Genomic DNA, 24,204 nt, shown 5'->3' with positions numbered 1-24,204 from the left:
TACTTCCGGAGAGAGATCACGATGAAGCATCGCATCAACCGCTCTGTGCGGTTCGGCGTCCTGCCGGCGGCGATCGCGTTCGCGCTGGCGCCGACGGCCGCCTTCGCGCAGGACGCGGGTGCCGAGGGCAGCCAGCCGACCGAGCTCGATCGCATCGAAGTCACCGGTTCGCGCATCAAGCGCGCGGACATCGAAACGTCCCAGCCGATCTTCACGCTGAGCCGGCAGGAGATCCAGAAGCAGGGCGTGACCTCGGTCGCCGACGTGCTGCAGCGCATTTCCAGCAACGGTGCTGCGCTGAACACCACCTTCAACAACGGCGGTGACGGCTCTGCGGGCATCAGCCTGCGCAACCTCGGCGAGGGTCGCACGCTCGTTCTGGTGAACGGCCGTCGCTGGACCACCACCCTGGGCGGCAGCGTCGACCTCAACACGATCCCGGCCGCGATCATCGAACGCGTCGAAGTCCTGAAGGACGGCGCGTCCACCATCTACGGCTCGGACGCGATCGCGGGCGTGGTGAACATCATCACCCGCTCCAACTTCGACGGTGCCGAAGCCGGCGCCTACCTGGGCGAGTTCGACAAGGGCGATGGCTTCCGTCAGGCCTACGACTTCACGATCGGCACCAGCACCGACCGCTCGAACGTGGTGCTCGGCGCCTCGTACGTGAAGGAAGAGCACGTGATGGCCGGCGACCGCAGCATTTCCGCCGGCGGTCCTCCGTTCTACGCCGGCCAGAGCGGCACGGGCGTGCCCGGTTCGTTCGTCGACCCGGTCGACGAGGAGCGCTACGTTCTCGACGCCAACGGCAACCCGGTGCCGTACGACTCGGTCGTCAACGGCTACAACACCGCGCCCGACAACTACCTGCTGACGCCGCAGGAGCGCACCTCGCTGTTCGCCCAGGCGACCTACGACATCACCGACAAGGTCAGCTTCCGCACCGAGATGCTCTACAACGAGCGCATTTCGGAGCAGTTGCTGGCTGCGATGCCGGTGACCGGTTTCCGTCTGGCGGCCAACAGCTACTACAACCCGACCAATCCCGACGGCTTCTACGGCGGCAGCGTCGGTGGCGGCGCCCGCGAGCTGATCGGCGTCAACCGCCGTTACACCGAGAGCGGCGGCCGGTCGTTCAACCAGAACGTGAAGACCTGGCACTTCTTCGGCGGCCTGAACGGCTTCTTCGAAGTCGGCGAGCGCGCGTTCGACTGGGACGTCGGCTACCGCTACGACCGCACCGACCAGAACGACCTCACCTATGGTCTGTTCAACGTCGCCAATCTGCGCAATGCGTACGGCCCGTCGTTCCGCGACGCCGACGGCGTCATCCGCTGCGGTACGCCGGGCAACGTCATCGCCGGCTGCGTGCCGCTGAACCCGCTGGGTCCGGACGGTTCGATCACGCCGGAGGCCCTGGCCTACGCGTCGTTCACCGCCCACGACTCCAGCTCGGTCACCTCGAAGGGCTACACCGCCAACATCAGCGGCGACATCGTCGAGCTGCCCGGCGGCATGCTGAGCTTCGCGGCCGGCTACGAGTACCGGAGCGAGAGCGGCCAGTTCGAGCCGGATGCGTTCATCGCGGCGGGCCTCAGCACCGGCAACGGCAGCCTGCCCACCGCGGGTTCCTACTCGCTCGACGAGTTCTACGTCGAACTGGCGGTTCCGGTCCTGGCGGATGTGCCGTTCGCCAAGCTGCTCGATTTCTCGATCGCCAGCCGCTACTCGGACTACAGCAACTTCGGCGACACGCTGAACAGCAAGTTCGGCTTCCGCTGGAAGCCGTTCGATGAACTGCTGGTCCGCGGCAACTGGTCGGAAGGCTTCCGCGCCCCGACCATCAACAACCTGTACGCCGGCGATGCCGATTCGTACGAGAGCTACCTCGATCCGTGCTCGTCCGATTCGCCGCTGCGTGCGAACCCGCAGGTGGCAGCGCGCTGCACGGCCGAGGGCGTTCCGGCCGACTTCGTGCAGCCGGGCGACGGTTCGTCGCGCCAGACGCTCGAGCCGTTCACCTGGACCTCGAACGAGGCCCTGCAGCCGGAGACCTCGACCACCCGCACGCTCGGCATGGTCTACAGCCCGGGCTGGCTGGAAGGGTTCGACATCTCGCTCGACTGGTGGAAGGTCGAGATCGAGAACTCGATCTCGCGCCCGCAGGCGCAGTTCATCCTCGACAAGTGCTACGCGGGCAGCGCGGGCGAGCAGGCGATCTACTGCGCCCTGTTCTCGCGCGATCCGAACTATCCGGGCGACCCGTACATCATCACCGAGATGGACATGCCGCTGCTCAACCTCGCGTCCTACGAGGTCGAGGGCTGGGACATGACGGTCAACTACCGTCTGCCCGAGACGGCGTTCGGTCGCTTCGCGATCACGTGGGACACGAGCTACACGTCGAACTGGAGCACGAAGGCGACGGTCGATTCCGAGGCGGAACAGCGTCAGGGCCTGTACCTGCCGTCCGATCCGTACTGGCGCATCAAGTCCAACCTGTTCCTGGATTGGACGATGGGCGACTTCGGTGCGACCTGGGGCGTCCGCTACCGTTCCGGCATCGACGAGGATTGCCCGTTCACGGGTGAGGATGCCCAGCAGTACTGCTCCGACCCCGACCGCCGCATCGCGACCGGTCCGGCGCCGCGCAACCACATGGGCGCGGTGGCCTACCACGACGTGCAGTTCCGCTACAACACGCCGTGGAACGGCACGGTCTCGGTCGGCGCGAACAACGTGTTCGACAAGGATCCGCCGCTGTCGCTGACGGCGAACTACAACCAGTTCGATCCGCAGTACGACGTGCCCGGTCGCTTCATGTACGTGCAGTACCGCCAGCGCTTCTGATCGCCCGGCCGATCGCAGCGCACGCTACGGCCCCGCAAGGGGCCGTAGCTTTTTGGGGCCCTGCGCTACCATGGCGGCGACGCAGGGGCCGCCATGAAACTCCAGGTACCGTTCATCCAACTGCCGCTGCGCTTCGACGCCGACCGCCTGGCCGCCGAGATCGCGGCCATCGGCGAGGACGCGTGGAAGCCGCACCCGCAGGGCTTTCCCGGCAATTCGATGCTGCCGCTGGTGGCGGTGAACGGCGACCCCGACGACGAGGGCTTCGCCGGCGCGATGCGACCGACGCCGCATCTGCTGCGCTGTCCGTATCTCACCCAGGTGTTCGCCAGTCTCGGCGCGGTGGTCGGACGCAGCCGGTTGATGCGGCTGTCCGGCAACGCCGAGGTGACCCGCCACGCCGACCAGGGCTACTACTGGGCCGAGCGCGTGCGCGTGCACGTTCCGATCGTGACCCAGCCGACCGTGCGCTTCGAATGCGGCGGTCAGGTCCTGCACATGGCGGCGGGCGAGTGCTGGATCTTCGACACCTGGCGCCAGCACAGCGTGGTCAACGATGCCGTCCGCGAGCGCATCCACCTCGTGGTCGATACCGTCGGCGGAAGCGCGTTCTGGGAGCTGGTGGCGAAGGGACGCCCGCATGCGGCGGCCGTCGCCGGCTGGTCGCCGCGGATGGTCGCGCCGGTCGAGGGCGAGCGGGCGGCGTTTCCCTGCGAAACGGCCAACGTGCCGGCGGTGATGAGCCCGTGGGAACTCAACACCCATCTGGCGCTGCTGTTCAACGATGCGCGCCCGCACCCCAATCTGCCGGTCATGGGCCAGATCGCCGGGCGCTTCGCGCGCGCCTGGCGCGGCCTGTGGGCCGAGCATGGCGATGCCGAGAGCGGACGCCCCGCCTTCCGCGCGCTGCTGGCGCGGTTCCTGGACGAGATCCGCGGACCCAGCCAGGGGGTGTTGCTCGAGAACGAGCTCGCCTGGTTCGGCGCGCTCAACGCGATGGTCGGCCGCGCCGCGGTGCTGCCGGAGGCGGAGCCGGCGGCCGCGCACCGCGCGGCCGACAACGGCTGAGCGCGGCGCGCGGTCAGAACTTCGGCTTGTCGGCGTCGGCGGTGGCGTTGTAGCGCGCGATCGCGTCGATCAGGATCTGCTTGGCCTCGGCGGCGTTGCCCCAGCCGTCGACCTTCACCCACTTGCCCTTCTCGAGATCCTTGTAGTGCTCGAAGAAGTGGCCGATGCGCTCGCACCAGTGCGCGCTGACCTGGTCGATGTCGCTGATGTGGGCGTAGCCGGCGAACACCTTCTCCACCGGCACCGCCAGCAGTTTCTCGTCGCTGCCCGCCTCGTCGGTCATCTTCAGCACGCCGACCGGGCGGCAGCGGATCACCGAGCCCGGGATCAGCGGCAGCGGCAGCACCACCAGCACGTCGGCCGGATCGCCGTCGCCGCACAGCGTGTGCGGCACGTAGCCGTAGTTGCACGGATACCGCATCGGCGTGGACAGGATGCGGTCGACGAAGATCGCGCCGGTGGCCTTGTCGACCTCGTACTTGACCGGCTCGGCGTCCTTCGGGATTTCGATGACGACGTTGATTTCCTCCGGCGGATTCTTGCCGGTGGGGACCAGATCCAGACCCATGCTTCGCTCCGAATGCGGCCCGCGCGGGTGGAGCGCGCGGGCGGGAAATGACGTGGGCGCGCATTCTACGCGGCCCTCTGTTGCGATGCAGCAAGCAGGTTGGCGCTCCTTCGGGCACCCCAAAAGGAACGCCCCGCCGGAGCGGGGCGTTCGGTGCGGCGCTTGCGCGGGCCGACCTACAGCAGCGGCACCAGCAGCAGCGCGACGATGTTGATGATCTTGATCAGCGGGTTGATGGCGGGGCCGGCGGTGTCCTTGTAGGGATCGCCGACGGTGTCGCCGGTGACGGCGGCCTTGTGCGCCTCGGAGCCCTTGCCGCCGAAGTGGCCGTCCTCGATGTACTTCTTGGCGTTGTCCCACGCGCCGCCGCCGGTGGTCATCGAGATCGCCACGAACAGGCCGGTGACGATGGTGCCGATCAGCAGACCGCCGAGCGCGCGCACGCCGGCGCCGGGGCCCATCAGCGCGTTCATGCCGAAGCCGACGATCACCGGCACCAGCACCGGCAGCAGCGACGGCAGGATCATCTCCTTGATCGCGGCGCGGGTGAGCATGTCCACCGCGCGGTCGTACTGCGGCTTGCCCGTGCCCTGCATGATGCCGGGGATCTCGCGGAACTGGCGGCGCACCTCCTCCACCACCGCGCCGGCCGCACGGCCCACCGCCTCCATCGCCATCGCGCCGAACAGGTAGGGGATCAGGCCGCCGATGAACAGGCCGATGATCACCGCCGGATCCGACAGCATGAACTGCGTCGACTTGCCGACCGCGTCGAGGTTGTGGGTGAAGTCGGCGAACAGCACCAGCGCCGCCAGCGCCGCCGAGCCGATCGCATAGCCCTTGGTGACCGCCTTGGTGGTGTTGCCGACCGCATCGAGCGGATCGGTGACGCTGCGCACTTCCGGCGGCAGCTCGCTCATCTCGGCGATGCCGCCGGCGTTGTCGGTGATCGGGCCGTAGGCGTCGAGCGCGACGATCATGCCGGCCATCGACAGCATCGAGGTCGCCGCGATCGCCACACCGTACAGGCCGCCCAGCTCGTACGCGCCCCAGATCGCCGCGCACACCGCGATCACCGGCAGCGCGGTCGATTTCATCGACACGCCGAGGCCGGCGATGATGTTGGTGCCGTGGCCGGTGGTCGAGGCCTGCGCGACGTGCCGCACCGGCTTGTACTGGGTGCCGGTGTAGTACTCGGTGATCCATACGATCGCGCCGGTCAGCGCCAGGCCGATCAGCGCGCAGCCGTAGATCGCCATCGCGCCGTAGCGCGATTCGTCCATCAGCTCCGCGGTGATCGGGTAGAACGCGATCGCCGCCAGCACGCCGGACACGATCACCCCGCGATACAGCGCGCCCATGATCGAACCGCCGGTCTTCACCCGCACGAAGAACGCGCCGATGATCGAGGCGACGATCGACACGCCGCCCAGCACCAGCGGGTAGAGCACGCCGTGGCTGCCGACCTCGGCCGCCATCAGGCCGCCGAGCAGCATGGTCGCGATCACGGTGACCGCGTAGGTCTCGAACAGGTCGGCCGCCATGCCGGCGCAGTCGCCGACGTTGTCGCCCACGTTGTCGGCGATCACCGCCGGGTTGCGCGGGTCGTCCTCGGGAATGCCGGCCTCGACCTTGCCGACGAGGTCCGCGCCCACATCCGCACCCTTGGTGAAGATGCCGCCGCCCAGGCGCGCGAAGATCGAGATCAGCGAGGATCCGAACGCCAGGCCCACCAGCGCGTGCAGCGCGTCGCTCTGCGAGGTGCCCATGCGCTGCATCGCGAAGTAGTAGCCCGCCACGCCCAGCAGCCCCAGGCCGACCACCAGCATCCCCGTGATCGCGCCGCCCTTGAACGCGACGTTCATCGCCGGCCCCATGCCGTGCCGCGCCGCTTCGGCGGTGCGCACGTTGGCGCGCACCGACACGTTCATGCCGATGTAGCCCGCGGCCCCGGACAGCACCGCGCCGATCAGGAAGCCGATCGCGGTCGGCCAGCTCAGCGCGAAACCGATCACCAGCAGCAGGATGACGCCGGCGATGCCGATGGTGGTGTATTGCCGGTTGAGATACGCGCGCGCGCCTTCCTGGATCGCGCCGGCGATCTGCTGCATGCGTTCGTTGCCGGCCGGCTGGCGCCCGATCCAGCGGGCGGAATACAGACCGTAGAGAACCGCGATCGCGGCGCACACGAGCGCCAGGACCAGACCGTACTGTTCGAGCATTCCGACTCTCCCCAAGTGAGTGCCGCAGCTCCGGCGGTGGGGCGCCGGTCCGCGCGCGAGGTCAATGGCTACCCGGCCGCGGCCTGCTCGGCCGCGCGGCCGTAGGTGGAGCCTAGCGGCAACCGGGGTGAAAGGGCTGTTGCACCGCGGCATGGGGTGCGTCTCGCACGCAGACACCGAGCGATGCCGCGCGGTTCATATGCCGCGTGGCAGCCTCGCGGCAGATCGTCGCCGGAGCCCTCCCATGCGCCTTGCCCTGACGCTCACGCTCGCTCTGGTGTTGCCTGTATGGGCGCAGGACGCGCCCGAGATCCGCCGCGCGCCTGCCGCGCCGCAGGTGCCCGGCGCGGTTCACGGCGTGCGCACGATTCCCGAGGCCTGTGCGCGGTTGGAAGGCGTGTTCACCGGCGATCCCGCGGCGCCGTATCGGCTGACCGCCGTGCGCACCTCGCCGCGCTGCCAGCCGCGTGCCCGTTTGGTCGATGCCGCGCAGGCGGTGCCATCGCCAGTGCGCGGCTGGATCCTCAACGACGAGATTCGGGTGCCAAATGCCGATTGCTCCCGGCAGCAGGCGATCGTGCGCATCTGGCGCAAGCCCGGCACCGCCGCACCGCCGACGCTCGATGCGCAGGGCAGGGCGCGGATCTATCTCAGTGACGCCTCACGGCAATCCGCCGCCGCTTCGGAGGTTTCGCTCCCGTCCTTCGCAGCGACCCTGCAGTTGCGGGGCACATGCGAATGAGCACGCTCAGCGCTGCTGCCAGAAAGTCCTGCGCGCCAGTTGCACGACGTCGGGAACCCGAATCATATCCGTGAAGTACGACACGTAATGCCGTTCGGGGTTCTTGAGGACATCGGGGTTGCACGCAAAGTTCATCGCCGGTTCCAACGGAGAATTCGCCGCCTTGTGCCAGTCGGGCGCCTCCTCGGGTGCACTGGCGCTTGCGACTTTGCCGTTGCGGTCGCTTCCGCTCGCCTTGCGAAGGCGGAACTCTCCGGTTCGGCAGCGGAAGTCCAGCGTGAGAACGACGTACTGCGGCTGATCGGGGGATTCGAACATGTGGACGAGCTCCAGTTGCCGGATGCCGGCTTCGAGCTCGCGGATCGCGTGGTTGGTGATGAACAACTCGCGCTTCGGCGGGTCACCGAGTGCGAACACGATGTACCAGCACTTCGCGGCGTCCGGTTCACAGGAGCGCGGCTGTTGAGCGTCCGCCGGTGCCGTGATTGCCGATGCCATGAGGAGCAGTAGTGCAAGGACAAGCCGAATGACGAGCATCGAAAGGGCTCCTATCTGACATCGCCGAGGTCAACGTGTTCGCCATCCGTTTTGATCTCGACTATTCGAAGAATGTGATGGGTGAGCGGGATGATATCGACATGGCGCTCCCCATAGATCGGTACTGTCGAAATCAGGTGGCCGAAAACGTTGTAGCCTCTTTCGACGCCGACGACTTCGCGCCATTCGTTGGTGATCGTGTAGCCGACGGTCGAGTAGAGGAGATAACGCCCCGGCTTGAGATTCTCGAAGACGAAGCGGCCTTCCTCGTCGGTGAGCGCGCGCGCGTGGTACTGGACTGCCCGCTTGTCCAGATAGTCCAGGCCTACCGCCGGGTTTCGGCGGAAGCGGGCGTACCATTCCTCATAATACGGAACAAGCGGAAGGAGAAATACGAGCCGTTCTGCCCCGTACTTCTTGCTCAGGAAGCCGAGTTTGGCGAACGTGCGCCCGCTCAGTCGGCTGTTGCCCGGCTCGAGTGCCGCTTCGGCGGCAGCCTCGTCGAAGGGTGTCTTGATCTCGCCCCACTTATCGGCATACGGCGGCCGCTTGCCGTGCGCTGGGAGAAGCGGAAGCGCGGCCAATACCAGCGCTGCAGCGACTCGCAGGAACCATTCCATGGAACTCTCCTCCTTGCTTCCGGCGGCGCGGGCGAGTGTGCCCGCTTGGGCTGATGGCGGTCAATCAGGCCCCAGCCGCTTCTCCACCAGCGGCAGACGCGCGTCGAGATACTTCGGCAGACCGTCGCGGCCATACGGCGGATACGCCTCGCCGCGGATCAGCGGTTCGAGATAGCGGCGCGCCGCATCGGTGATGCCGTAGCCGTCCTCGCGGATGAACTCCGGCGGCATCTTCCGCTCACGGTTGGCGATCTCGGCCAGCGGGGCGGGGCGCACGGTCCAGCGGTACGGGCGATCGCCGGTGCGGCGGATGATCGGCATCACCCCTTTCATGCCCTTGAGCGCGTACTCCACCGCCGCCTCGCCGACCGCCGTCGCCTGCCGCCAGTCGGTCTCCGACGCGAGATGGCGCGCGCTGCGCTGCAGGTAATCGGGCAGGGTCCAGTGCACCTTGTAGCCGAGCGCGTCCTTGACGCGCGCGGCCAGATGCGAGGCCACCCCGCCCAGTTGCGTGTGCCCGAACGCGTCCTTGCCGCCGCCGGCGTCGGCGACGAAGCGGCCGTCTGGCGTGCGGATGCCCTCGCTTGCCACCACCACGCAGTAGCCCACGCGCTCGACCACCTCGCGCACCCTGGCGAAGAACGGCGCCTCCTCGAACGGGCGCTCCGGAAACAGGATCAGATGCGGCGCCGCGTCGGGCCCCTGGCCGGCGAGGCCGGCGGCGGCGGCCAGCCAGCCGGCGTGGCGGCCCATCGCCTCGTACACGAACACCTTGGTCGAGGTGTCGGCCATCGCGGCGACGTCGAGCGCCGCCTCGCGCACCGAGACGGCGGTGTACTTCGCCGCCGAGCCGAAACCCGGGCAGGTGTCGGTGAGCGGAAGATCGTTGTCGACCGTCTTCGGCACGCCCACGCAGACCAGCGGATAGCCCGACTCCTCCGCCAGTTGCGCGATCTTCAGCGCAGTGTCGGCCGAATCGTTGCCGCCGTTGTAGAGGAACCAGCGCACGTCGTGCGCGCGGAACACCTCCAGCAACCGCTCGTACTGCGCGCGGTCGTCCTGCAGCGACTTGAGCTTGTAGCGGCAGGAGCCGAACGCGCCGCCCGGCGTGTGCGCCAAGGCCTTCAACTCGGCCGCGCTGAGCGCGGAGGTGTCGATCAGCTCCTCGCGCAGCGCGCCGAGGATGCCGTTGCGCCCGGCCAGCACCGGCACGCGGCGCGCGCGGGCGGCGCGGATCACCGCCGCCGCGGTGGCGTTGATGACGGCGGTGACGCCGCCGGACTGGGCGTAGAACAGGGTGCCTGCGGCCATGCGATTTGCCTGCTCCTGGACCGGGATGCGGTAAGCTGCCGCCTGATTTTCCCCGGACATCCGGCGGAGGCGGCCCGGCGAGTGTAGCGCCGCGGCGCCGACGGGCCGTCGAGGCCCGGCCGCCGGATTCCGCGTCCCAGGAGCGATGTTGATGCGATTGGTACTTCTCGGCGCGCCCGGCTCCGGCAAGGGCACGCAGGCGGCCCGTCTGAAGGAGCACCTGCGGGTGCCGCACATCTCCACCGGCGAGCTGCTGCGCGCCGAGGTCGCCGCCGGCACCGAGCTCGGCCGTCAGGCGCAGGAGGTCATGGCGCGCGGCGAGCTGGTCTCCGACGAGATCCTGCTCGGCATGCTGGAGTCGCGTTTCTCGCAGCCGGATACGGCGAACGGCTTCATCCTCGACGGTTACCCGCGCAACCTCGCGCAGGCGGACGCGCTGGATGCGCTGCTCGCGCGCATCGGCCAGCCGATGGACGTGGCGGTGCTGCTGGAAGTGCCGACCGAGCTGCTGGTCGAGCGCATCGCCGGCCGCGCCGCGGCCGAGGGCCGCGCCGACGACAGCCCGGAATCGGTGCGGATCCGCCTGCAGGTGTACGAAACCCGCACCGCGCCGGTGGTCGATCACTACCGGCAGCAGGGCAAGCTCGCGATGGTGGACGGCGTGGGCTCGCTGGACGAAGTGTTCAGCCGCATCGTCGAGGTGCTGGAGCCCGCCACCAAGGCCGTCGGCTGAGCGCTCCTGCGATGCGCAAGAAGAACGCCCCGTCCGGGGCGTTCTTCGTTTCCGCCGGCGTGTGCCGGCTCAGGGGCTCGTCAGCAGGTTGAGGTTGTACGCCTGCAGAATCGGATTGAGCGGCTGGAAGTAGCTCCGGCTGCGCCGTGTGTTGCCCTTGCAGCTTCCGCTGCCGCCCGACAGCACGCCCTGGCCCTGGCCGGCCGAAGTGATGAACGAGCCGCCCGAATCGCCGCCTTCGGAGCAGGCGGTGGTGCGCGTCAGATTCAGCACGGTCTCGCCGGACACGTAGGTCACGGTGACGTTGCGCGCCTCGATGGTGCCGCAGCGCCAGCCGGTGGTGCGCCCGGAACGGCACACCGCGGCGCCGACCGGGGCGTCGGTGCTGCCGCGCACGGTCACGTCGCCCTGGCCGTAGCCGTGGACGGTGGCGGTCAGCGCATGCCCGGCGTCGAGCCGCACCCACGCATAGTCGGGACCGGACTGCCCCGGCGCCGGGAAGCGCGAGGCCGCGAACGCGCCCCAGCGCGGGCCGAGCGTCCACTGCGACGGCTCGTGGTAGACCGCCTCGCCGGCGGTGCCGCAGTGGCCCGCGGTCGCGAAGCCCGGCGCGCCGTTCTGCGTCACCGAGAAGCCGACCGAGCAGGCGTAGAGGTAGCCGTCGCCCGGATTGCGCAGATAGCCGAGGCCGCCTTTCACGTCGACGTGCAGCATCGGCGGCGCGTCCATGGTTTCCAGGCGCACCACGCCCGCGTCGATGCCGCTGAGCGCGACGAAGTCGATCGCGGCCTGCTCGGCGCCGGGCGCGATGCTGACGGTGACCGCGTTGCGGGGCAGATCGACCTGCCAGCTGTACACGCCCTTCGGCACCTTCGCGCCCTGCGCGAACAGGAGGTCGAGTCGCGCCTTGGAGGCATCGAGCTCGGCCAGGCTGTGGCGCACCTGGCGCACTTCGACGCCGGCCGGCGCCTTGCCGCCGGCCGTCGTCCGCGCCGCGACCAGCCGGAACGAGCCGTCCGCGCGCTGCTCGATCCAACTGCCCGCGTAGTGGCGACCGAACTGGCGCGCGAGCGCGCGTTCCTGCTGCAGCGCGGCGCGTTCGACCTTGAGGTACTGCACGAGGCGGTCGGACGACAGACCGAGGTCGCGCTGCATGGCGGCGCGCAGCGCGGGCGCGACCTCGTCGGCGGCCCAGGCGGACAGGCTGGTGCACGCGAGGACGAGGGCGGCGGCGAGGGGAGCGAGGACGACCTTGCGGGAAGAGCGGGAGTTGCGCATCGGAGGCTCCGTGATGAGGGGGCGGCCGGATTACCGCCTGTGCGGGGACAGGCGGCGGCCGAACCTAGCAGCGTCGATCGGGCCCGCGTGTGATGAGCCGGTCACGGGCGTCGGCAGCCGCGCATCGGTGCGTTTCCGCCGGCGCGCGGCGGCGCCCGCGTGCTGCGGCGCAACGGCCCTCGCGCGCGATCCCGTGCCCGCGCCGGCCGCCGCAGTTTCGTAGGGTGGGCTGAGCACAGCCCACCATCGCGCTGCGAAAGCGACGTTGGGCTTCGCCCTCGGCACAGCCCAACCTGCGGATCTGCGCGGGCGCCCGCGCCTTTCGATACCCCGGCACGAACGGGAGCGGAATCGGCGACAATCGCGGCATGGCCAAACTCCACATCCTCGGCATCGCCGGCACCTTCATGGGCGGCGTGGCGGCGCTGGCGCGCGAACTCGGGCACGACGTCGAAGGCAGCGACCAGGCGGTCTATCCGCCGATGTCCACCCAGCTCGAAAAACTCGGCATCTCGCTGAAGCAGGGCTACGACCCGGCGCACATCGCGCCCGACTGCGACACCGTGGTGATCGGCAACGCGCTCTCGCGCGGCAACCCGGCGGTGGAGCAGGTGCTCGACGACGGCCGGCGTTACGTCTCCGGCGCGCAATGGCTGGCCGAGAACGTGCTGCCCGGGCGCGACACGCTGGCGGTGGCCGGCACCCACGGCAAGACCACCACGACCACCATCCTGACCTGGCTGCTGGAAGCGGCCGGCCGCGCGCCGGGCTTCCTGATCGGCGGCGTCGCCGAGGACTTCGGCGTCTCCGCGCGCGTGGGCCGCGGCCGCGAGTTCGTGGTGGAGGCCGACGAATACGACACCGCGTTCTTCGACAAGCGTTCCAAGTTCGTGCACTACCGGCCGCGGGTGGCCATCCTCAACAACCTCGAGTACGACCACGCCGACATCTTCCCCGACGTGGCGTCGATCCAGCGCCAGTTCCACCATCTGGTGCGCACCGTGCCGCGGCGCGGCCGGCTGATCGTCAACGGCGAGGACGAGCGCCTGCGCGAGGTGCTGGCGATGGGCTGCTGGACGCCGGTGGAGACGTTCGGGCTGGACGGCGCGTTCGACTGGAGCGCGCGCCTGCTCGCCGCCGACGGCAGCGCGTTCGTGCTGCTGCACCGGGGCGAGGCGCTCGGCGAAGTGCGCTGGCCCCTGCTCGGCCGCCACAACGTGATGAACGCGCTGGCCGCGCTCGCCGCCGCGCACGCGGTCGGCGTCGATCCGCGCGCGGTGCTGGGCGCGCTGGCGAACTTCCGCAGCGTCAAGCGCCGGCTGGAGGTGATCGGCGAGCACGCCGGCGTCACCGTCTACGACGACTTCGCCCACCACCCGACCGCGATCGCCACCACGCTGTCCGGCCTGCGCGCGAAGGTCGCAGGCGCGCGCATCCTGGTGGCGATCGAACCGCGCAGCAATTCGATGCGGCTGGGCGCGCACGCCGACGCGCTCGCCCCCTCGCTGCACGAGGCGGACGCGGTGGTGTTCCTGCACCGTCCGGAGCTGCCGTGGGACGCGGGCAAGGTGGTCGGCGCGTTGCGCGGCGAGGGCGTCACCGTGCCCACCGCCGATGCGCTGATCGCCGCGCTGCTGGAGCGCGCGCGCGCCGGCGACCACGTGGTGTTCATGTCCAACGGCGGCTTCGACGGCGCGCCGCGCCGGTTCTTCGACGCGCTGCGGCAGGGCTGACGCGTACACTGCGCGGCATGGATGCCCTGCCGCACGCGCCCGCGCTCGATACCCTCGGCCTGTTTCCGCTGCACGCGGTGTTGCTGCCGGGAGCGGCGCTCGAGCTGCACGTGTCCGACCTGCGTTTTCTCGACCTGGTGCGCGAATGCGGGCGCCTGGGCCGCGGCTTCGGCGTCTGCCTGATCCTGGACGGCGAGGGCGGCGGCGCGCCCGCGGTGCCCGCGGCGTTCGGCACCGAGGCGCTGGTGGAGGATTTCGACACCGCCGCCGACGGCGCGCTCACGCTGCATCTGCGCGGTGCGCGCCGCTTCCACACGCGCCGCGTGCGGGTGCGCGACAACGGCCTGCAGATGGCGGAAGTGGACTGGTGCGAGCGCGATCCGGTCGAGCCGCTGCGGCCCGAGCACGGTCTGTTGTCGACGGTGCTGGAGCGGGTGATCGAGCATGTCGGGGGCGAGCATGCGCGCGCCGAGCACGCGCGCTTCGACGATGCCGCCTGGGTCGGCTGGCGCCTCGCGGAGCTGCTGCCGCTGACCGATCTGCAGCGGCAGGCGCTGTTGCAGATCGACGATCCGCACGAGCGTCTGGACCAGTTGCTGACGCTGATCCCCGACTGATCCGCCGCCCGCGTCGGCCTTCGTCCTACTGGCCGTCCGTCGCCGTGCGCAGGCGCAGCACCGGCGTGCCGTTGGCCGGATGCGGCGCCTCGAGCGCGCCGAGCGGGGCCAGCGCCGTGCGCAGGTGCGCGTAGGCGCCGCTGTCGGCCGGCTCCGGGCGCCAGATCGCCACCGTGTCGAGCGGCTTCACCAGCCGCAGCGTCTGCGCGGTGCCGATCCACAGCGGCGTGCCGTCGTGCAGCGCGGCCGGCGCGCGCCACAGCCGCAGCGCGTGCTGCTCGTCCGCGCGCGCGCCCGTATGCAGCAGCAGCAGCGCCTCGGCCTGCGCGTCCAGCGTGGCCGGCAGCACGGCCTGTTCGTGCGGCGCGCGGTCGTCGTCGAGCAGGCGCACGGTATCGAGCCAGTCCGCCTGCGGCTGCACGCGCCAGCCGGCGGCCTCCAGACGCGCGCGCAGCGGCCCGAGGGGGCCTGCGATCTGCACGTTCAGCGGCCAGCGCCCGCGCGGCTCGCGCTCGCTGCGCTGCGCCGGCAGGCGCGTCCAGTCGCGCTCCCACCAGCCCTGGGTCTCGAGCACCAGGGTCGGGCCGGCGACGTCGAGCTTCTCGACCATCCGCACCGACGCGCCCGGCAGGTACCACACCGCCGCGACCAGAAAACTGCCGTAGAACGCCCACGCCAGCGGCCGCATCCAGAAGCTGCGCGAGACGTGCCGCCGGTAGGCGATGCCGAGCACCAGCAGCCAGACGATGCCGAACAGCGTGCCGCCGACCAGTTCGCTGGCCCAGTGCGCGCCGAAATACAGCCGCGCGAAGCCCAGCAGCGTGGTGACCACGCCGGCCAGCAGGTACGGCCACACGCGCCGCCGTCCCGGCAGCTCGCGCGCGATCAGCACCGCGAAGAAGCCGAACGCGATGGTGGTCATCGTCACCGCGACCGACGGGAAGCCGAAATCGGCCGGCGCGCTCGGCGGGCGCGGCATGTCGATCGCGGCGCCCAGCACGCTGGTCAGCACCAGCCCGAACAGCAGCGCGGCGATCCAGTGCGCCGCCGCGATCCAGCGCCGCCGCCACGCCAGGTAGATCAGCGCGCACGCGACCGCGCTGCCCAGCATCGGCGGATCGCCGAGGCTCGCCAGCGCGCCCATCAGCCGGTCGGCGAGCGGGTTGCGCAGGTTGGCCAGCATCTGGTGGATCGTCACGTCCAGCGCCAGCGGACCGCCTTCGGCGAGCACCGTGCCCAGCAGCGTGAACCACAGCCAGCCGATCGCGATCAGGCACAGCGCCAGCACCAGCAACGAAGGCGATTCCGGCCGGTTCGGGTCCATCAGCGCCGCCGCGTAGCGGCCCAGGTGCGGGTGCTCGCGCGTCCAGCGCAAGGCGCGCGCCAGCAGCGCGTCGGCGCGCGCGGCGAACCAGCGCCAGGTGTAGAGCACGATCGCCCACACCGCCGCCACCGCGACCAGCAGCGCGCCCAGCACCAGCGCCAGCCGGTCGGCCACCGCCGCCACCGCGTCGTACGACTTGCCCAGCACCCAGCCCGGGGCGAGGAACGCCGCGGCCCAGAGCACGCAGGCGATCGCGCTGGGCGCGAGATAACGCACCAGCGGCACGTGCAGCATCCCCGCGATCGCCGGCACGAACGGCCGCACCGCGCCCACGAAGCGCGCGATGAAGATGCTCTTGGTGCCGTGCCGACGGAACAGTTGTTCGCCCTGGTCGATCCACTGCGGATAACGCGAGAACGGCCAGCGCAGCCGCAGCCGCGGACCGAAGCGGCGGCCGATCCAGTAGCTCAGCCCGTCGCCGACGAACGCGCCAAGCGCCGCGCAGGCGAGCGCATAGGGCCCGTTGATGTGGCCGAGGCCGATCAGCGCACCGACCGCGAACAGCAACGGCAGCGCCGGCACCACGATGCCGAGCACGATCAGCGCATCGCACAGCGCGATCGCGAAGATGAGCGCGCCCGCGGCAGTGGGATGGGCGCCGATCCAGGCCGTCGCGCTGTCGATCCAGTCCGTCTGCATCGGCCGATTATAGGCAGCGGTCCGAACGCGCCGCCGCGTGCGTTGCGTACACTGCCCGCATGGCGCAGGAACGCGAGATCGCCACCCTCAAGTCCGACAGCTTCGGTCGCATCGCGCTCGTGGAAGACGCGCGCGGGGCGTTCGTGCGCCGCGATCTGCGCTACGTGCCCGCCTGGCTGCAGCTGCCCGCCTGGTTCCTCGCAAGGCGCGAGGCGCGCGCGCTGCGGCGGGTGGCCGGTCTGCCCGGCACGCCGCAACTGCTCCGCTGGGACGGCCGCCGCCTCGATCGCAGCTACATGGACGGCGCGGCGATGTACCAGCGTCCGCCGCGCGGCGATGTCGCCTATTTCCATGCCGCGCGCCGTCTGCTGCTCGAGCTGCACCGGCGCGGCATCGCGCACAACGACCTGGCGAAGGAAGCCAACTGGCTGGTGCGCGAGGACGGCAGCCCCGCGATCATCGACTTCCAGCTCGCCTCGCTCGGCCACCCGCGCTCGCGCTGGCTGCGCCTGCTGATGCGCGAGGACCTGCGTCACCTGCTCAAGCACAAGCGCACCTACTGCCGCGATGCGCTCACGCCGGTGGAGCGCCGCCTGCTCCGGCGCCAGTCGTGGCTGCGCGAGCTGTGGTTCGCCACCGGCAAACCCGTCTACCGCGTGCTCACCCGCCGCATCCTCAAGTGGGAGGACAACGAGGGGCGAGGGCCGAAGCCTTGAGGGTGGGAATCGGGAATCGGGAATCGGGAATCGGGAATCGGGAATCGGGAATCGGGAATCGGGAATCGGGAATCGGGAATCGGGAATCGGGAATCGGGAATCGGGGATCGGGGAACGGGGAACGGGGAACGGGGAACGGGGAAGCGGGAAGCGGGAAGCGGGAAGCGGGGAACGGGGAACGGGGAACGGGGAACGGGGAACGGGGAACTGGGAACCGGGAACCGGGAACCGGGAACTGGGAACTGGGAATTGGGAACTGGGAATTGGGAACTGGGAACTGGGAACTGGGAACTGGGAACTGGGAACCGGGAACCGGGAACCGGGAAGCGGGAAGCGGGAAGCGGGAAGCGGGAAGCGGGAAGCGGGAAGCGGGAAGCGACCTTCTCGGTCACCCTACTCCCACGCCATGGGGGAGAGCGTTGGGATGAGGGGGCGAAGCGACCCGCCCGTCCTCCCGCGACTCCGCCAGCGTCACCGAAACCAATCCGCGTGCGGCCCGCGCGCATCCGTGCCAGCACCCTCACGCCACTTCCGCAACGCCACGCGCCGCCGCTTTCTCCCCCTCTCCCCCACGCCAGTGGGGGAGAGGGTTGGGGTGAGGGGGTGCCCGAAGCGACTCACACGCGCCTTCCGCGGCACTACCGAAGCACATACCAGAACCAATCCGCGTGCATCCGCGCGAATCCGTGGCCAGCAACCCTCATGCCGCCTCAGCACAGCCCCGCGCCGCCGCCTTGCCTCCTCCTCTCCCCCACCTCGTGGGGGAGAGGGTCGGGGTGAGGGGGCCACAAGAAGCGGCTGCCGTGCCGACGCTCGCGACGCATCCGAAGTCGCTACGCTTCCCGCTTCCCGCTTCCCGCTTCCCGATTCCCGCTTCCCGCTTCCCGCTTCCCGCTTCCCGATTCCCGATTCCCGATTCCCGATTCCCGGTCCCCACCCATGCTCACCGGCAAAACCCTCTTCATCACCGGCGCCTCCCGCGGCATCGGCCGCGCGATCGCGCTGCGCGCGGCGCGCGACGGCGCCAACGTCGTGATCGCCGCCAAGTCCTCGGTGCCCAATCCCCGGCTGCCGGGCACCATCCACAGCGTCGCCGAAGAGGTCGAACGCGCCGGCGGCCGCGCGCTGCCGTTGAAATGCGACATCCGCGAGGAGGACGAGGTGCGCGCCGCGGTGGCGGCGGCGGTCGATGCGTTCGGCGGCATCGACATCCTCGTCAACAACGCCAGCGCGATCTGGCTGCGCGGCACGCTCGACACGCCGATGAAGCGCTTCGACCTGATGCAGCAGGTGAACGCGCGCGGCAGTTTCCTGTGCGCGCAGGCCTGCCTGCCGCATCTGCTGCAGGCCGCCAATCCGCATATCCTCACGCTCGCGCCGCCGCCTTCGCTCGACCCGAAGTGGTGGGGGCCGCACGTGGGCTACACGCTGGCCAAGATGGGGATGAGCTTCGTGACCCTGGGGCTCGCCGCCGAGTTCGCCGGCCGCGTGGGCGTGAACGCGCTCTGGCCGCGCTCGATCATCGCCACCGACGCGCTCAACATGATTCCCGGCGTCGACGCGAGCCGCTGCCGCAGGCCCGAGATCGTCGCCGACGCGGCGCACACGATCCTCACGCGCGCCGCCGCCGATATCCACGGCCGCTTCTTCATCGACGAGGAGGTCCTGCGCGAGGCCGGCGTCACCGACTTTTCGCGCTATGCGGTCGATCCTGCGCAGCCGCTGCTGCCGGACCTGTTCCTCGACTGATGTCGCGCGCGCTGATCGCCATCGGCCTGCTGCTGCTGGCCATCGGCCTGCTGTGGCCGTGGCTGCGGCGCGTGCCGATCGGGCGATTGCCGGGCGATCTGGTGTTCCACGTCGGACGCATCACCGTGTACGTGCCGCTCGCCACGATGCTGATCGTGAGCGTCGTGCTGAGCCTGCTGCTGTGGTGGCTGCGCCGCTGAGCAAGGAGACGACATGCGCTATCTGCACGCGATGGTCCGCGTCCGCGACCTGGACGCTTCCCTGCGTTTCTTCCGCGACGGTCTCGGGCTGGTGGAGAACCGCCGGCGCGAGTATCCCGACGGCCGCTTCACGCTGGTCTATCTCGGCGCGCCCGAGAACCCCGAGGCCGAGATCGAACTCACGTACAACTGGGACGCCGAGGACTACGGCAGCGCGCGCAACTTCGGGCACCTGGCGTTCGCGGTCGACGACATCTACGCCAGGTGCGCGCACCTGAGTGCGATGGGCTACACGATCGCCCGCCCGCCGCGCGACGGCCGGATGGCGTTCGTGCGCTCGCCGGACCTGATCTCGATCGAACTTCTGCAAAAGGGCGAACCGTTGCCGCCGGCCGAGCCGTGGCGCTCGATGCCGAACACCGGCACCTGGTGAGCGCTCGCCGCCGGCACCGGCGCGACCGCCCGCCGCGTCTTCGGCCGGCGGCGCGCGAACGGGCGACAATACGCCGTCCGTGCCGTCGAGACTCCCGTCATGACCGAATCCCTGCTGGCGCTCGCCGAGCGCTACTACCTGCCCATCTATCGCCCCCGCCGGATCGTGCTGGAACGCGGGCAGGGCTCGCGCGTGTGGGACTCGCAGGGTCGCGAGTACGTCGATTTCGCCGCCGGCATCGCGGTCAACGCGCTCGGTCATGCGCATCCGGCGCTGCGGGCCGCGCTGGTGGAGCAGGCGGGCCGTCTGTGGCACACCAGCAACGTGTTCGTCAGCGAGCCGCCGCTGCGCCTGGCGGAAGAGCTGGTGGAGGCCTCGCGCTTCGCGCGGCGCGTGTTCCTGTGCAATTCCGGTGCCGAAGCCAACGAGGCCGCGATCAAGCTCGCGCGCCGCTGGGCGACGGCGCAGGGCCGCCCGCCCGAACGGCGCGGCATCCTCACCTTCCGCGGCAGCTTCCACGGCCGCACCCTCGCCGCAGTGACCGCCACCGCGCAGCCGAAGTATCACGAGGGCTACGAGCCGCTGCCGCCGGGCTTCCACTACGCCGACTTCAACGACATCGCCTCCGCCGAGGCGATGCTCGCAAGCGGCGAGATCTGTGCGGTGCTGGTCGAACCGGTGCAGGGCGAGGGCGGCGTGATGCCGGCGCGCGAGGCGTTCCTGCACGAGCTGCGCGCGCTGTGCGATCGCTTCGATGCGCTGCTGATGTTCGACGAGATTCAGTGCGGAATGGGCCGCACCGGCGCGCTGTTCGCCTGCCACGGGTACCAGGTGACGCCGGACGTGGTGACGCTCGCCAAGGCGCTGGGCGGCGGTTTCCCGATCGGCGCGATGCTGGTCGGCGAGAAAGCCGCCGAAGCGATGCAGTTCGGCGCGCACGGCACCACCTTCGGCGGCAACCCGCTCGCGGCCGCGGTCGCCCGCGCCGCGCTGCGCGAGCTCGCTGCGCCGGCCCTGCTCGCCAACGTCGCCCGCCAATCGCAGGCGCTGCGCGACGGCCTTGCCCGCCTCGATGCGGAACTTGGCGTGTTCGCCGGGATCCGCGGCCGCGGCCTGATGCTCGGCGCCCCACTGCGCCCCGAACACGCCGGCCAGGCCGCCAGCATCCTCGATCACGCCGCCGCGCACGGCCTGCTGCTGCTGCAGGCCGGCCCCGACGTGCTGCGTTTCGTGCCGGCGCTCAACATCGAGGACGCCGACATCGCCGACGGCCTCGACCGTCTGCGCAGCGCACTGCACGCCTGGCGCAGCGCGCGCTGAGCGGAGGGTTTGCCACGGACTGCCGCGGATGAACGTGGATCAGTGGCGGCGGGCTCGAGCGGCGCGGATCAACGGCAGAGCCTCGCGAAGCCGCGCCTGCCCGCTTCCCCGCTATTCCACAGCGATGGAAAGGCGCTTGCGCACTGCCGCCGCCTTATCGTCCCCTCTCTCCCACCTCGTGGGGGAGAGGGTTGGGGGGTTAGGGGGCGCCCGAAGCGACTCACATGCGCCCTCCGCGGCACTACCGAAGCACACGCAAAACCAATCCGCGTGCATTCGCGCGGATCCGTGGCCAAAACCCCTCATGCCACTTCCGCAAACGCCTCCCGCGCCGCCGCCAGCGTGTGCGCGATCTCGGCGTCGCCGTGCGCGCTCGACACGAACCCCGCCTCGAACGCCGACGGCGCCAGATACACGCCCCGCCGCAGCATCGCGTGGAAGAAGCGGTTGAAGCGCGCGGTATCCGAGGCCTTGGCGTCCTCGAACGTTTCCACCGGCCCCTCGCGGAAATACAGCCCGAACATCCCCGGCGCCCGCGTGGTGCAGAACGCCACGCCCGCCTCGCGCGCCGCCGCCTCCAGCCCCTCGCACAGCGCATGCGTGCGGCGTTCGAGCCCGTCGTGGAACCCCGGCGCCTGGATCAGATCCAGCGTCGCCAGCCCGGCCGCCATCGCCACCGGGTTGCCGCTCAGCGTGCCGGCCTGGTAGATCGGCCCTGCCGGCGCGATCTGCTGCATCAACTCGCGACGCCCCCCGTACGCACCCACCGGCATGCCGCCGCCGATGATCTTGCCGAACGTCGACAGGTCCGGCGTGATGCCGTAGCGCGCCTGCGCGCCACCGAGCGCGACGCGGAAGCCGGTCATCACCTCGTCGAAGATCAGCAGCGCACCGTGCTTCGTGCACAGCGCACGCAGGTGCTGCAGGTAGCCTTCGCGCGGCAGGATGCAGTTGGCGTTGCCGACGATCGGCTCGATGATCAGCGCCGCGATCTCCTGTCCGATTTCTTCGAACAGCCGCGTGGCGGCATCGAAATCGTTGTACGGCAGGGTCAACGTGAGATCGGCCAGCGCTGCCGGCACGCCCGGCGAGTTCGGCAGCCCCAGCGTCATCACGCCGCTGCCGGCCTTCACCAGGAAGCTGTCGCCGTGGCCGTGGTAGCAGCCTTCGAACTTGACGATGCGCGCGCGCCCGGTCGCGCCGCGCGCCAGCCGGATCGCCGACAGCGTGGCCTCGGTGCCCGAGTTCACCATCCGCACCATTTCGCAGCTCGGCACCAGCCGTGCGATGGTCTCGGCCATCGTCACTTCCAACGGATTCGGCACGCCGAAGCTGAGTCCATCGCGCATCGTGCGCGCCACCGCTTCGAGCACGTGTGGATGCGCATGGCCGGCGATCATCGGCCCCCACGAACCGACGTAGTCGACATAGCGGTTGCCATCGACGTCGTACAGGTACGCGCCTTCCGCGCGCTGCGCGAAGAACGGCTCGCCGCCCACCGACTTGAACGCGCGCACGGGCGAGTTGACGCCGCCCGGAATCAGCTCGAGCGCGCGGGTGAACAGCTCATGGGAACGGTCGGTTTTCATGCATCGGCATCCGTGATGGGCAGCGCCCGGGGGAAGGTCAGTCGAAGCAGCGCCGGTAGGCGCGTGCGGCCGCGGCCGGATCGGGCGCGTCGAACACGCCGCTGATCACCGCGAGCAAGTCGGCGCCGGCGGCCACCAGCGCGCGGCCATTGTCCGGAGTGATCCCGCCGATCGCCACCCGCGGCACGCCGAGCGCGGCGCTCGCCTGCAGCAATGTCGGGCACGCGCGGCGGGCATGCGGCTTGGTCGGCGAGGGGAAGAACGCGCCGAACGCGACGTAGTTCGCGCCGCGCGTCACCGCATCGCGCGCGCGTTCGAGGCTGGCGTAGCACGAAGCGCCGAGAAGCGCGTCGGAGCCGAGCGCGGCGCGCGCCTCGCCGAGTTCGCCGTCGTCCTCCCCCAGATGCGCGCCGTCGGCGCCGATCGCCGCAGCCAGCCGCCAATCGTCGTTCACGATCAACGGCACGCCCGCGGCACGGCACAGCGGCAGCAGCGCGCTCGCCTGCTCACGCCGCAACCGGTCGTCCGCAGTCTTGTTGCGGTACTGCAGCCAGCACGCCCCCGCGTCCACCACGGCGCGCACGCGCGCCAACAGCCGCGCGGTGTCGCGTTCGTCGGGCGTGATCGCGTACAGCCCGCGTGCAGGCCAGCGTCGGCTCATCGGGTTCGCTTCCGGTTGATGCGGGTCGGTGGGACAATGCGGGCCCCGCCGTTGCTCCCATTATCCGCCGATGAGCGAAGCCGCCACGACCACCGCCTACCGCACCTGGATGTGCGTCGTCTGCGGTTTCATCTACGACGAGGCGAAGGGGCTGCCGGAGGAGGGCATCGCGCCGGGCACGCGCTGGGAGGACGTGCCGGACACCTGGACCTGTCCCGACTGCGGCGTCACCAAGGACGACTTCGAGATGGTCGCGCTCTGAGGCGCATCACTCCTCGATGCCGGGCCCGAAGCGCAGCACCGCGCCGTCCTGCAGCTTCAGCTTCGCCGCCTGCCCGGCATTGAGCTCGAGCACGTAGCGCGCCGGCGCGCCGCTCGGATAGCTCGGGCAGGCATCGCCCGCTGAGCACGGCGGCACCTCGCGCTGCTGCTTGACCAGGCGGCGCTGGCTGTCGAAGTAGAGGATGTCGAGCGGGATGCGCGTATTCTTCATCCAGTACGCCTGCGGCTCCTCGCGCTCATGGATGAACAGCATGCCGCGCTGTGCGTCCAGGTGATCGCGGAACATCAGCCCGCGCGCGCGCTCCGCGTCGTCGTCGGCGATCTCGACCGTGTAGCGCTCCCCGTTGAGCTCCACCCAGCGCTCACCGCCGCTCGCGCACCCCGCGCACACCAGCAGCACCCCCGCTGCACATACCGCCCGCACCCGCATCGGCCACCTCCGGACATCGCTGTGCCAGCGACGTTCGGGCACTCCGCAAAGGACGTCAAGCGAACGCCGCGCACGCGCGGATACCGATCCCGCCGGCGCAGCGTCAAGCTCTTCCCAAGCGCACCGACGCTGTGCACAATGCGCGCCCCTTCGACGGGAAGCGCAGTCGGAAACGGGGCCGCCATCGAGCGAACCGCTTCACGAAAGCCAACGCGGCCGAGCTTTCCAGCTCCGGCGTGCCGAGGTAGACTGTCCCTCCCGTCGGCCGCGAAGCGGCTCAGGGCTCAGCCGGATCGCCCGCGCCGATCCGGAAGAGGTGAAGCGGCAGTGACGAGGTGTTGACGACCACGAAAACTGCTGTATGATGTGCGGCTCCCTCGGGCGGAATGCTCGGGGGGTTGAGGGGAAGGCGCTGAGGCCGACTCCGGTGATCTTTGACAGTGTGCGCAGGTGACTTGTGCGGGCGTCTGGCGGTGGCGTTGTCCATCAGCAGACGTTCGAACAGAACCAAGTCAATTT

Annotated in this window: 22 protein-coding genes and 1 pseudogene; 12 read left to right on the top strand and 11 right to left on the bottom strand. The window is 70.1% G+C overall.

Annotated features, from left to right (window positions below):
- Positions 1–21 precede the first annotated feature (21 nt).
- Positions 22–2,853, top strand: coding sequence for a TonB-dependent receptor (locus tag FQY64_RS03470; protein WP_146472322.1), 2,832 nt, complete (start codon positions 22–24; stop codon positions 2,851–2,853).
- A gap of 93 nt (positions 2,854–2,946) precedes the next feature.
- Positions 2,947–3,921, top strand: coding sequence for an aspartyl/asparaginyl beta-hydroxylase domain-containing protein (locus FQY64_RS03465; RefSeq protein WP_146472321.1), 975 nt, complete (start codon positions 2,947–2,949; stop codon positions 3,919–3,921).
- Between the two features lie 13 nt (positions 3,922–3,934).
- Here FQY64_RS03465 and ppa read toward each other — a convergent pair whose 3' ends face one another.
- Complete coding sequence (gene ppa / locus FQY64_RS03460; RefSeq protein WP_146472320.1) at positions 3,935–4,489, bottom strand: inorganic diphosphatase; 555 nt, start codon at positions 4,487–4,489, stop codon at positions 3,935–3,937.
- Positions 4,490–4,665: 176 nt separating this feature from the next.
- Positions 4,666–6,711 carry a sodium-translocating pyrophosphatase gene (locus FQY64_RS03455; RefSeq protein WP_146472319.1) on the bottom strand — a complete coding sequence of 682 codons (2,046 nt, stop codon included), beginning with the start codon at positions 6,709–6,711 and terminating at the stop codon, positions 4,666–4,668.
- A 244-nt stretch (positions 6,712–6,955) separates the two neighbouring features.
- Here FQY64_RS03455 and FQY64_RS03450 point away from each other — a divergent pair, with 244 nt between their 5' ends.
- Positions 6,956–7,453 (top strand): hypothetical protein, encoded by a 498-nt coding sequence (locus FQY64_RS03450; RefSeq protein WP_146472318.1) that lies wholly within the window; start codon positions 6,956–6,958, stop codon positions 7,451–7,453.
- A gap of 6 nt (positions 7,454–7,459) precedes the next feature.
- Here FQY64_RS03450 and FQY64_RS03445 read toward each other — a convergent pair whose 3' ends face one another.
- From FQY64_RS03445 to FQY64_RS03435, 3 genes are read right to left on the bottom strand one after another with little or no spacing between them, the layout of a single operon-like run.
- Complete coding sequence (locus FQY64_RS03445; RefSeq protein WP_146472317.1) at positions 7,460–7,990, bottom strand: hypothetical protein; 531 nt, start codon at positions 7,988–7,990, stop codon at positions 7,460–7,462.
- An 11-nt stretch (positions 7,991–8,001) separates the two neighbouring features.
- On the bottom strand, positions 8,002–8,610 hold the full coding sequence (locus FQY64_RS03440) for a carboxypeptidase-like regulatory domain-containing protein (protein WP_146472316.1): 609 nt from the start codon (positions 8,608–8,610) through the stop codon (positions 8,002–8,004).
- Between the two features lie 60 nt (positions 8,611–8,670).
- Positions 8,671–9,921, bottom strand: coding sequence for a 6-phosphofructokinase (locus FQY64_RS03435; RefSeq protein WP_146472315.1), 1,251 nt, complete (start codon positions 9,919–9,921; stop codon positions 8,671–8,673).
- 151 nt (positions 9,922–10,072) lie between these two features.
- Here FQY64_RS03435 and FQY64_RS03430 point away from each other — a divergent pair, with 151 nt between their 5' ends.
- Positions 10,073–10,654 carry an adenylate kinase gene (locus FQY64_RS03430; protein ID WP_146472314.1) on the top strand — a complete coding sequence of 194 codons (582 nt, stop codon included), beginning with the start codon at positions 10,073–10,075 and terminating at the stop codon, positions 10,652–10,654.
- A 69-nt stretch (positions 10,655–10,723) separates the two neighbouring features.
- Here FQY64_RS03430 and FQY64_RS03425 read toward each other — a convergent pair whose 3' ends face one another.
- On the bottom strand, positions 10,724–11,932 hold the full coding sequence (locus tag FQY64_RS03425) for a S1 family peptidase (protein ID WP_146472313.1): 1,209 nt from the start codon (positions 11,930–11,932) through the stop codon (positions 10,724–10,726).
- A 368-nt stretch (positions 11,933–12,300) separates the two neighbouring features.
- Between FQY64_RS03425 and mpl the strand changes: the two genes are divergently transcribed.
- The gene (mpl, locus tag FQY64_RS03420) at positions 12,301–13,665 is read left to right on the top strand and encodes a UDP-N-acetylmuramate:L-alanyl-gamma-D-glutamyl-meso-diaminopimelate ligase (RefSeq protein WP_146472312.1); all 1,365 of its coding nucleotides are present in this window, start codon (positions 12,301–12,303) and stop codon (positions 13,663–13,665) included.
- Between the two features lie 17 nt (positions 13,666–13,682).
- Positions 13,683–14,282, top strand: coding sequence for an LON peptidase substrate-binding domain-containing protein (locus tag FQY64_RS03415; protein WP_146472311.1), 600 nt, complete (start codon positions 13,683–13,685; stop codon positions 14,280–14,282).
- 25 nt (positions 14,283–14,307) lie between these two features.
- Here the strand turns inward: FQY64_RS03415 and FQY64_RS03410 are convergent, their stop codons facing one another.
- Positions 14,308–16,305: a bifunctional DedA family/phosphatase PAP2 family protein gene (locus tag FQY64_RS03410; RefSeq protein WP_146472310.1), complete on the bottom strand. Its 1,998-nt coding sequence runs from the start codon at positions 16,303–16,305 to the stop codon at positions 14,308–14,310.
- Positions 16,306–16,364: 59 nt separating this feature from the next.
- Between FQY64_RS03410 and FQY64_RS03405 the strand changes: the two genes are divergently transcribed.
- The 5 genes from FQY64_RS03405 (at position 16,365) to FQY64_RS03385 (ending at position 20,723) form a co-directional block, all read left to right on the top strand.
- Complete coding sequence (locus FQY64_RS03405; RefSeq protein ID WP_146472309.1) at positions 16,365–17,021, top strand: phosphotransferase; 657 nt, start codon at positions 16,365–16,367, stop codon at positions 17,019–17,021.
- 939 nt (positions 17,022–17,960) lie between these two features.
- Complete coding sequence (locus tag FQY64_RS03400) at positions 17,961–18,770, top strand: SDR family oxidoreductase (protein ID WP_146472308.1); 810 nt, start codon at positions 17,961–17,963, stop codon at positions 18,768–18,770.
- Positions 18,770–18,970 carry a DUF2905 domain-containing protein gene (locus FQY64_RS03395; protein ID WP_146472307.1) on the top strand — a complete coding sequence of 67 codons (201 nt, stop codon included), beginning with the start codon at positions 18,770–18,772 and terminating at the stop codon, positions 18,968–18,970. The genes FQY64_RS03400 and FQY64_RS03395 overlap by 1 nt, the downstream gene beginning before the upstream one ends.
- A gap of 13 nt (positions 18,971–18,983) precedes the next feature.
- The gene (locus FQY64_RS03390) at positions 18,984–19,403 is read left to right on the top strand and encodes a VOC family protein (protein ID WP_146472306.1); all 420 of its coding nucleotides are present in this window, start codon (positions 18,984–18,986) and stop codon (positions 19,401–19,403) included.
- A 99-nt stretch (positions 19,404–19,502) separates the two neighbouring features.
- Positions 19,503–20,723: an acetylornithine/succinylornithine family transaminase gene (locus FQY64_RS03385; RefSeq protein ID WP_146472305.1), complete on the top strand. Its 1,221-nt coding sequence runs from the start codon at positions 19,503–19,505 to the stop codon at positions 20,721–20,723.
- 302 nt (positions 20,724–21,025) lie between these two features.
- Here FQY64_RS03385 and hemL read toward each other — a convergent pair whose 3' ends face one another.
- Both hemL and thiE read right to left on the bottom strand, forming a co-directional pair.
- A complete protein-coding gene (hemL, locus tag FQY64_RS03380; protein WP_146472304.1) occupies positions 21,026–22,312 on the bottom strand; it encodes a glutamate-1-semialdehyde 2,1-aminomutase in 1,287 nt (428 codons plus the stop codon).
- 37 nt (positions 22,313–22,349) lie between these two features.
- Positions 22,350–22,973, bottom strand: coding sequence for a thiamine phosphate synthase (thiE, locus tag FQY64_RS03375; RefSeq protein WP_146472303.1), 624 nt, complete (start codon positions 22,971–22,973; stop codon positions 22,350–22,352).
- Here thiE and FQY64_RS03370 point away from each other — a divergent pair.
- Positions 22,952–23,235, top strand: a pseudogene (locus FQY64_RS03370) (rubredoxin). The gene thiE and the pseudogene FQY64_RS03370 overlap by 22 nt on opposite strands.
- A gap of 6 nt (positions 23,236–23,241) precedes the next feature.
- On the opposite strand, the gene FQY64_RS03365 reads toward FQY64_RS03370, so the two are convergent.
- Both FQY64_RS03365 and FQY64_RS14915 read right to left on the bottom strand, forming a co-directional pair.
- A complete protein-coding gene (locus FQY64_RS03365; protein ID WP_146472301.1) occupies positions 23,242–23,685 on the bottom strand; it encodes a DUF192 domain-containing protein in 444 nt (147 codons plus the stop codon).
- 277 nt (positions 23,686–23,962) lie between these two features.
- A partial coding sequence (locus FQY64_RS14915; protein WP_222431746.1) for a hypothetical protein occupies positions 23,963–24,204 on the bottom strand: 242 nt, incomplete at its 5' end.

The organism is Vulcaniibacterium thermophilum (assembly GCF_007923255.1).
GTDB classification, from domain to species: Bacteria; Pseudomonadota; Gammaproteobacteria; order Xanthomonadales; family Xanthomonadaceae; genus Lysobacter_F; species Lysobacter_F thermophilum.
The sequence above is the reverse complement of the archived record's forward strand: the minus strand, read 5'-3'. Positions and strand labels throughout refer to the sequence as shown.

Excerpts from the sequence above, each read along its gene's own strand:
- ppa (WP_146472320.1), bottom strand. The coding sequence starts at position 4,489 with ATGGGTCTGGATCTGGTCCCCACCGGCAAGAATCCGCCGGAGGAAATC.
- FQY64_RS03400 (WP_146472308.1), top strand. The coding sequence starts at position 17,961 with ATGCTCACCGGCAAAACCCTCTTCATCACCGGCGCCTCCCGCGGCATC.
- FQY64_RS03395 (WP_146472307.1), top strand. The coding sequence starts at position 18,770 with ATGTCGCGCGCGCTGATCGCCATCGGCCTGCTGCTGCTGGCCATCGGC.
- FQY64_RS03435 (WP_146472315.1), bottom strand. The coding sequence starts at position 9,921 with ATGGCCGCAGGCACCCTGTTCTACGCCCAGTCCGGCGGCGTCACCGCC.
- FQY64_RS03450 (WP_146472318.1), top strand. The coding sequence starts at position 6,956 with ATGCGCCTTGCCCTGACGCTCACGCTCGCTCTGGTGTTGCCTGTATGG.
- FQY64_RS03465 (WP_146472321.1), top strand. The coding sequence starts at position 2,947 with ATGAAACTCCAGGTACCGTTCATCCAACTGCCGCTGCGCTTCGACGCC.
- FQY64_RS03425 (WP_146472313.1), bottom strand. The coding sequence starts at position 11,932 with ATGCGCAACTCCCGCTCTTCCCGCAAGGTCGTCCTCGCTCCCCTCGCC.
- FQY64_RS03445 (WP_146472317.1), bottom strand. The coding sequence starts at position 7,990 with ATGCTCGTCATTCGGCTTGTCCTTGCACTACTGCTCCTCATGGCATCG.
- FQY64_RS03365 (WP_146472301.1), bottom strand. The coding sequence starts at position 23,685 with ATGCGGGTGCGGGCGGTATGTGCAGCGGGGGTGCTGCTGGTGTGCGCG.
- FQY64_RS03390 (WP_146472306.1), top strand. The coding sequence starts at position 18,984 with ATGCGCTATCTGCACGCGATGGTCCGCGTCCGCGACCTGGACGCTTCC.
- FQY64_RS03470 (WP_146472322.1), top strand. The coding sequence starts at position 22 with ATGAAGCATCGCATCAACCGCTCTGTGCGGTTCGGCGTCCTGCCGGCG.
- FQY64_RS03405 (WP_146472309.1), top strand. The coding sequence starts at position 16,365 with ATGGCGCAGGAACGCGAGATCGCCACCCTCAAGTCCGACAGCTTCGGT.
- thiE (WP_146472303.1), bottom strand. The coding sequence starts at position 22,973 with ATGAGCCGACGCTGGCCTGCACGCGGGCTGTACGCGATCACGCCCGAC.
- hemL (WP_146472304.1), bottom strand. The coding sequence starts at position 22,312 with ATGAAAACCGACCGTTCCCATGAGCTGTTCACCCGCGCGCTCGAGCTG.
- FQY64_RS03415 (WP_146472311.1), top strand. The coding sequence starts at position 13,683 with ATGGATGCCCTGCCGCACGCGCCCGCGCTCGATACCCTCGGCCTGTTT.
- FQY64_RS03455 (WP_146472319.1), bottom strand. The coding sequence starts at position 6,711 with ATGCTCGAACAGTACGGTCTGGTCCTGGCGCTCGTGTGCGCCGCGATC.
- FQY64_RS03385 (WP_146472305.1), top strand. The coding sequence starts at position 19,503 with ATGACCGAATCCCTGCTGGCGCTCGCCGAGCGCTACTACCTGCCCATC.
- mpl (WP_146472312.1), top strand. The coding sequence starts at position 12,301 with ATGGCCAAACTCCACATCCTCGGCATCGCCGGCACCTTCATGGGCGGC.
- FQY64_RS03410 (WP_146472310.1), bottom strand. The coding sequence starts at position 16,305 with ATGCAGACGGACTGGATCGACAGCGCGACGGCCTGGATCGGCGCCCAT.
- FQY64_RS03430 (WP_146472314.1), top strand. The coding sequence starts at position 10,073 with ATGCGATTGGTACTTCTCGGCGCGCCCGGCTCCGGCAAGGGCACGCAG.
- FQY64_RS03440 (WP_146472316.1), bottom strand. The coding sequence starts at position 8,610 with ATGGAATGGTTCCTGCGAGTCGCTGCAGCGCTGGTATTGGCCGCGCTT.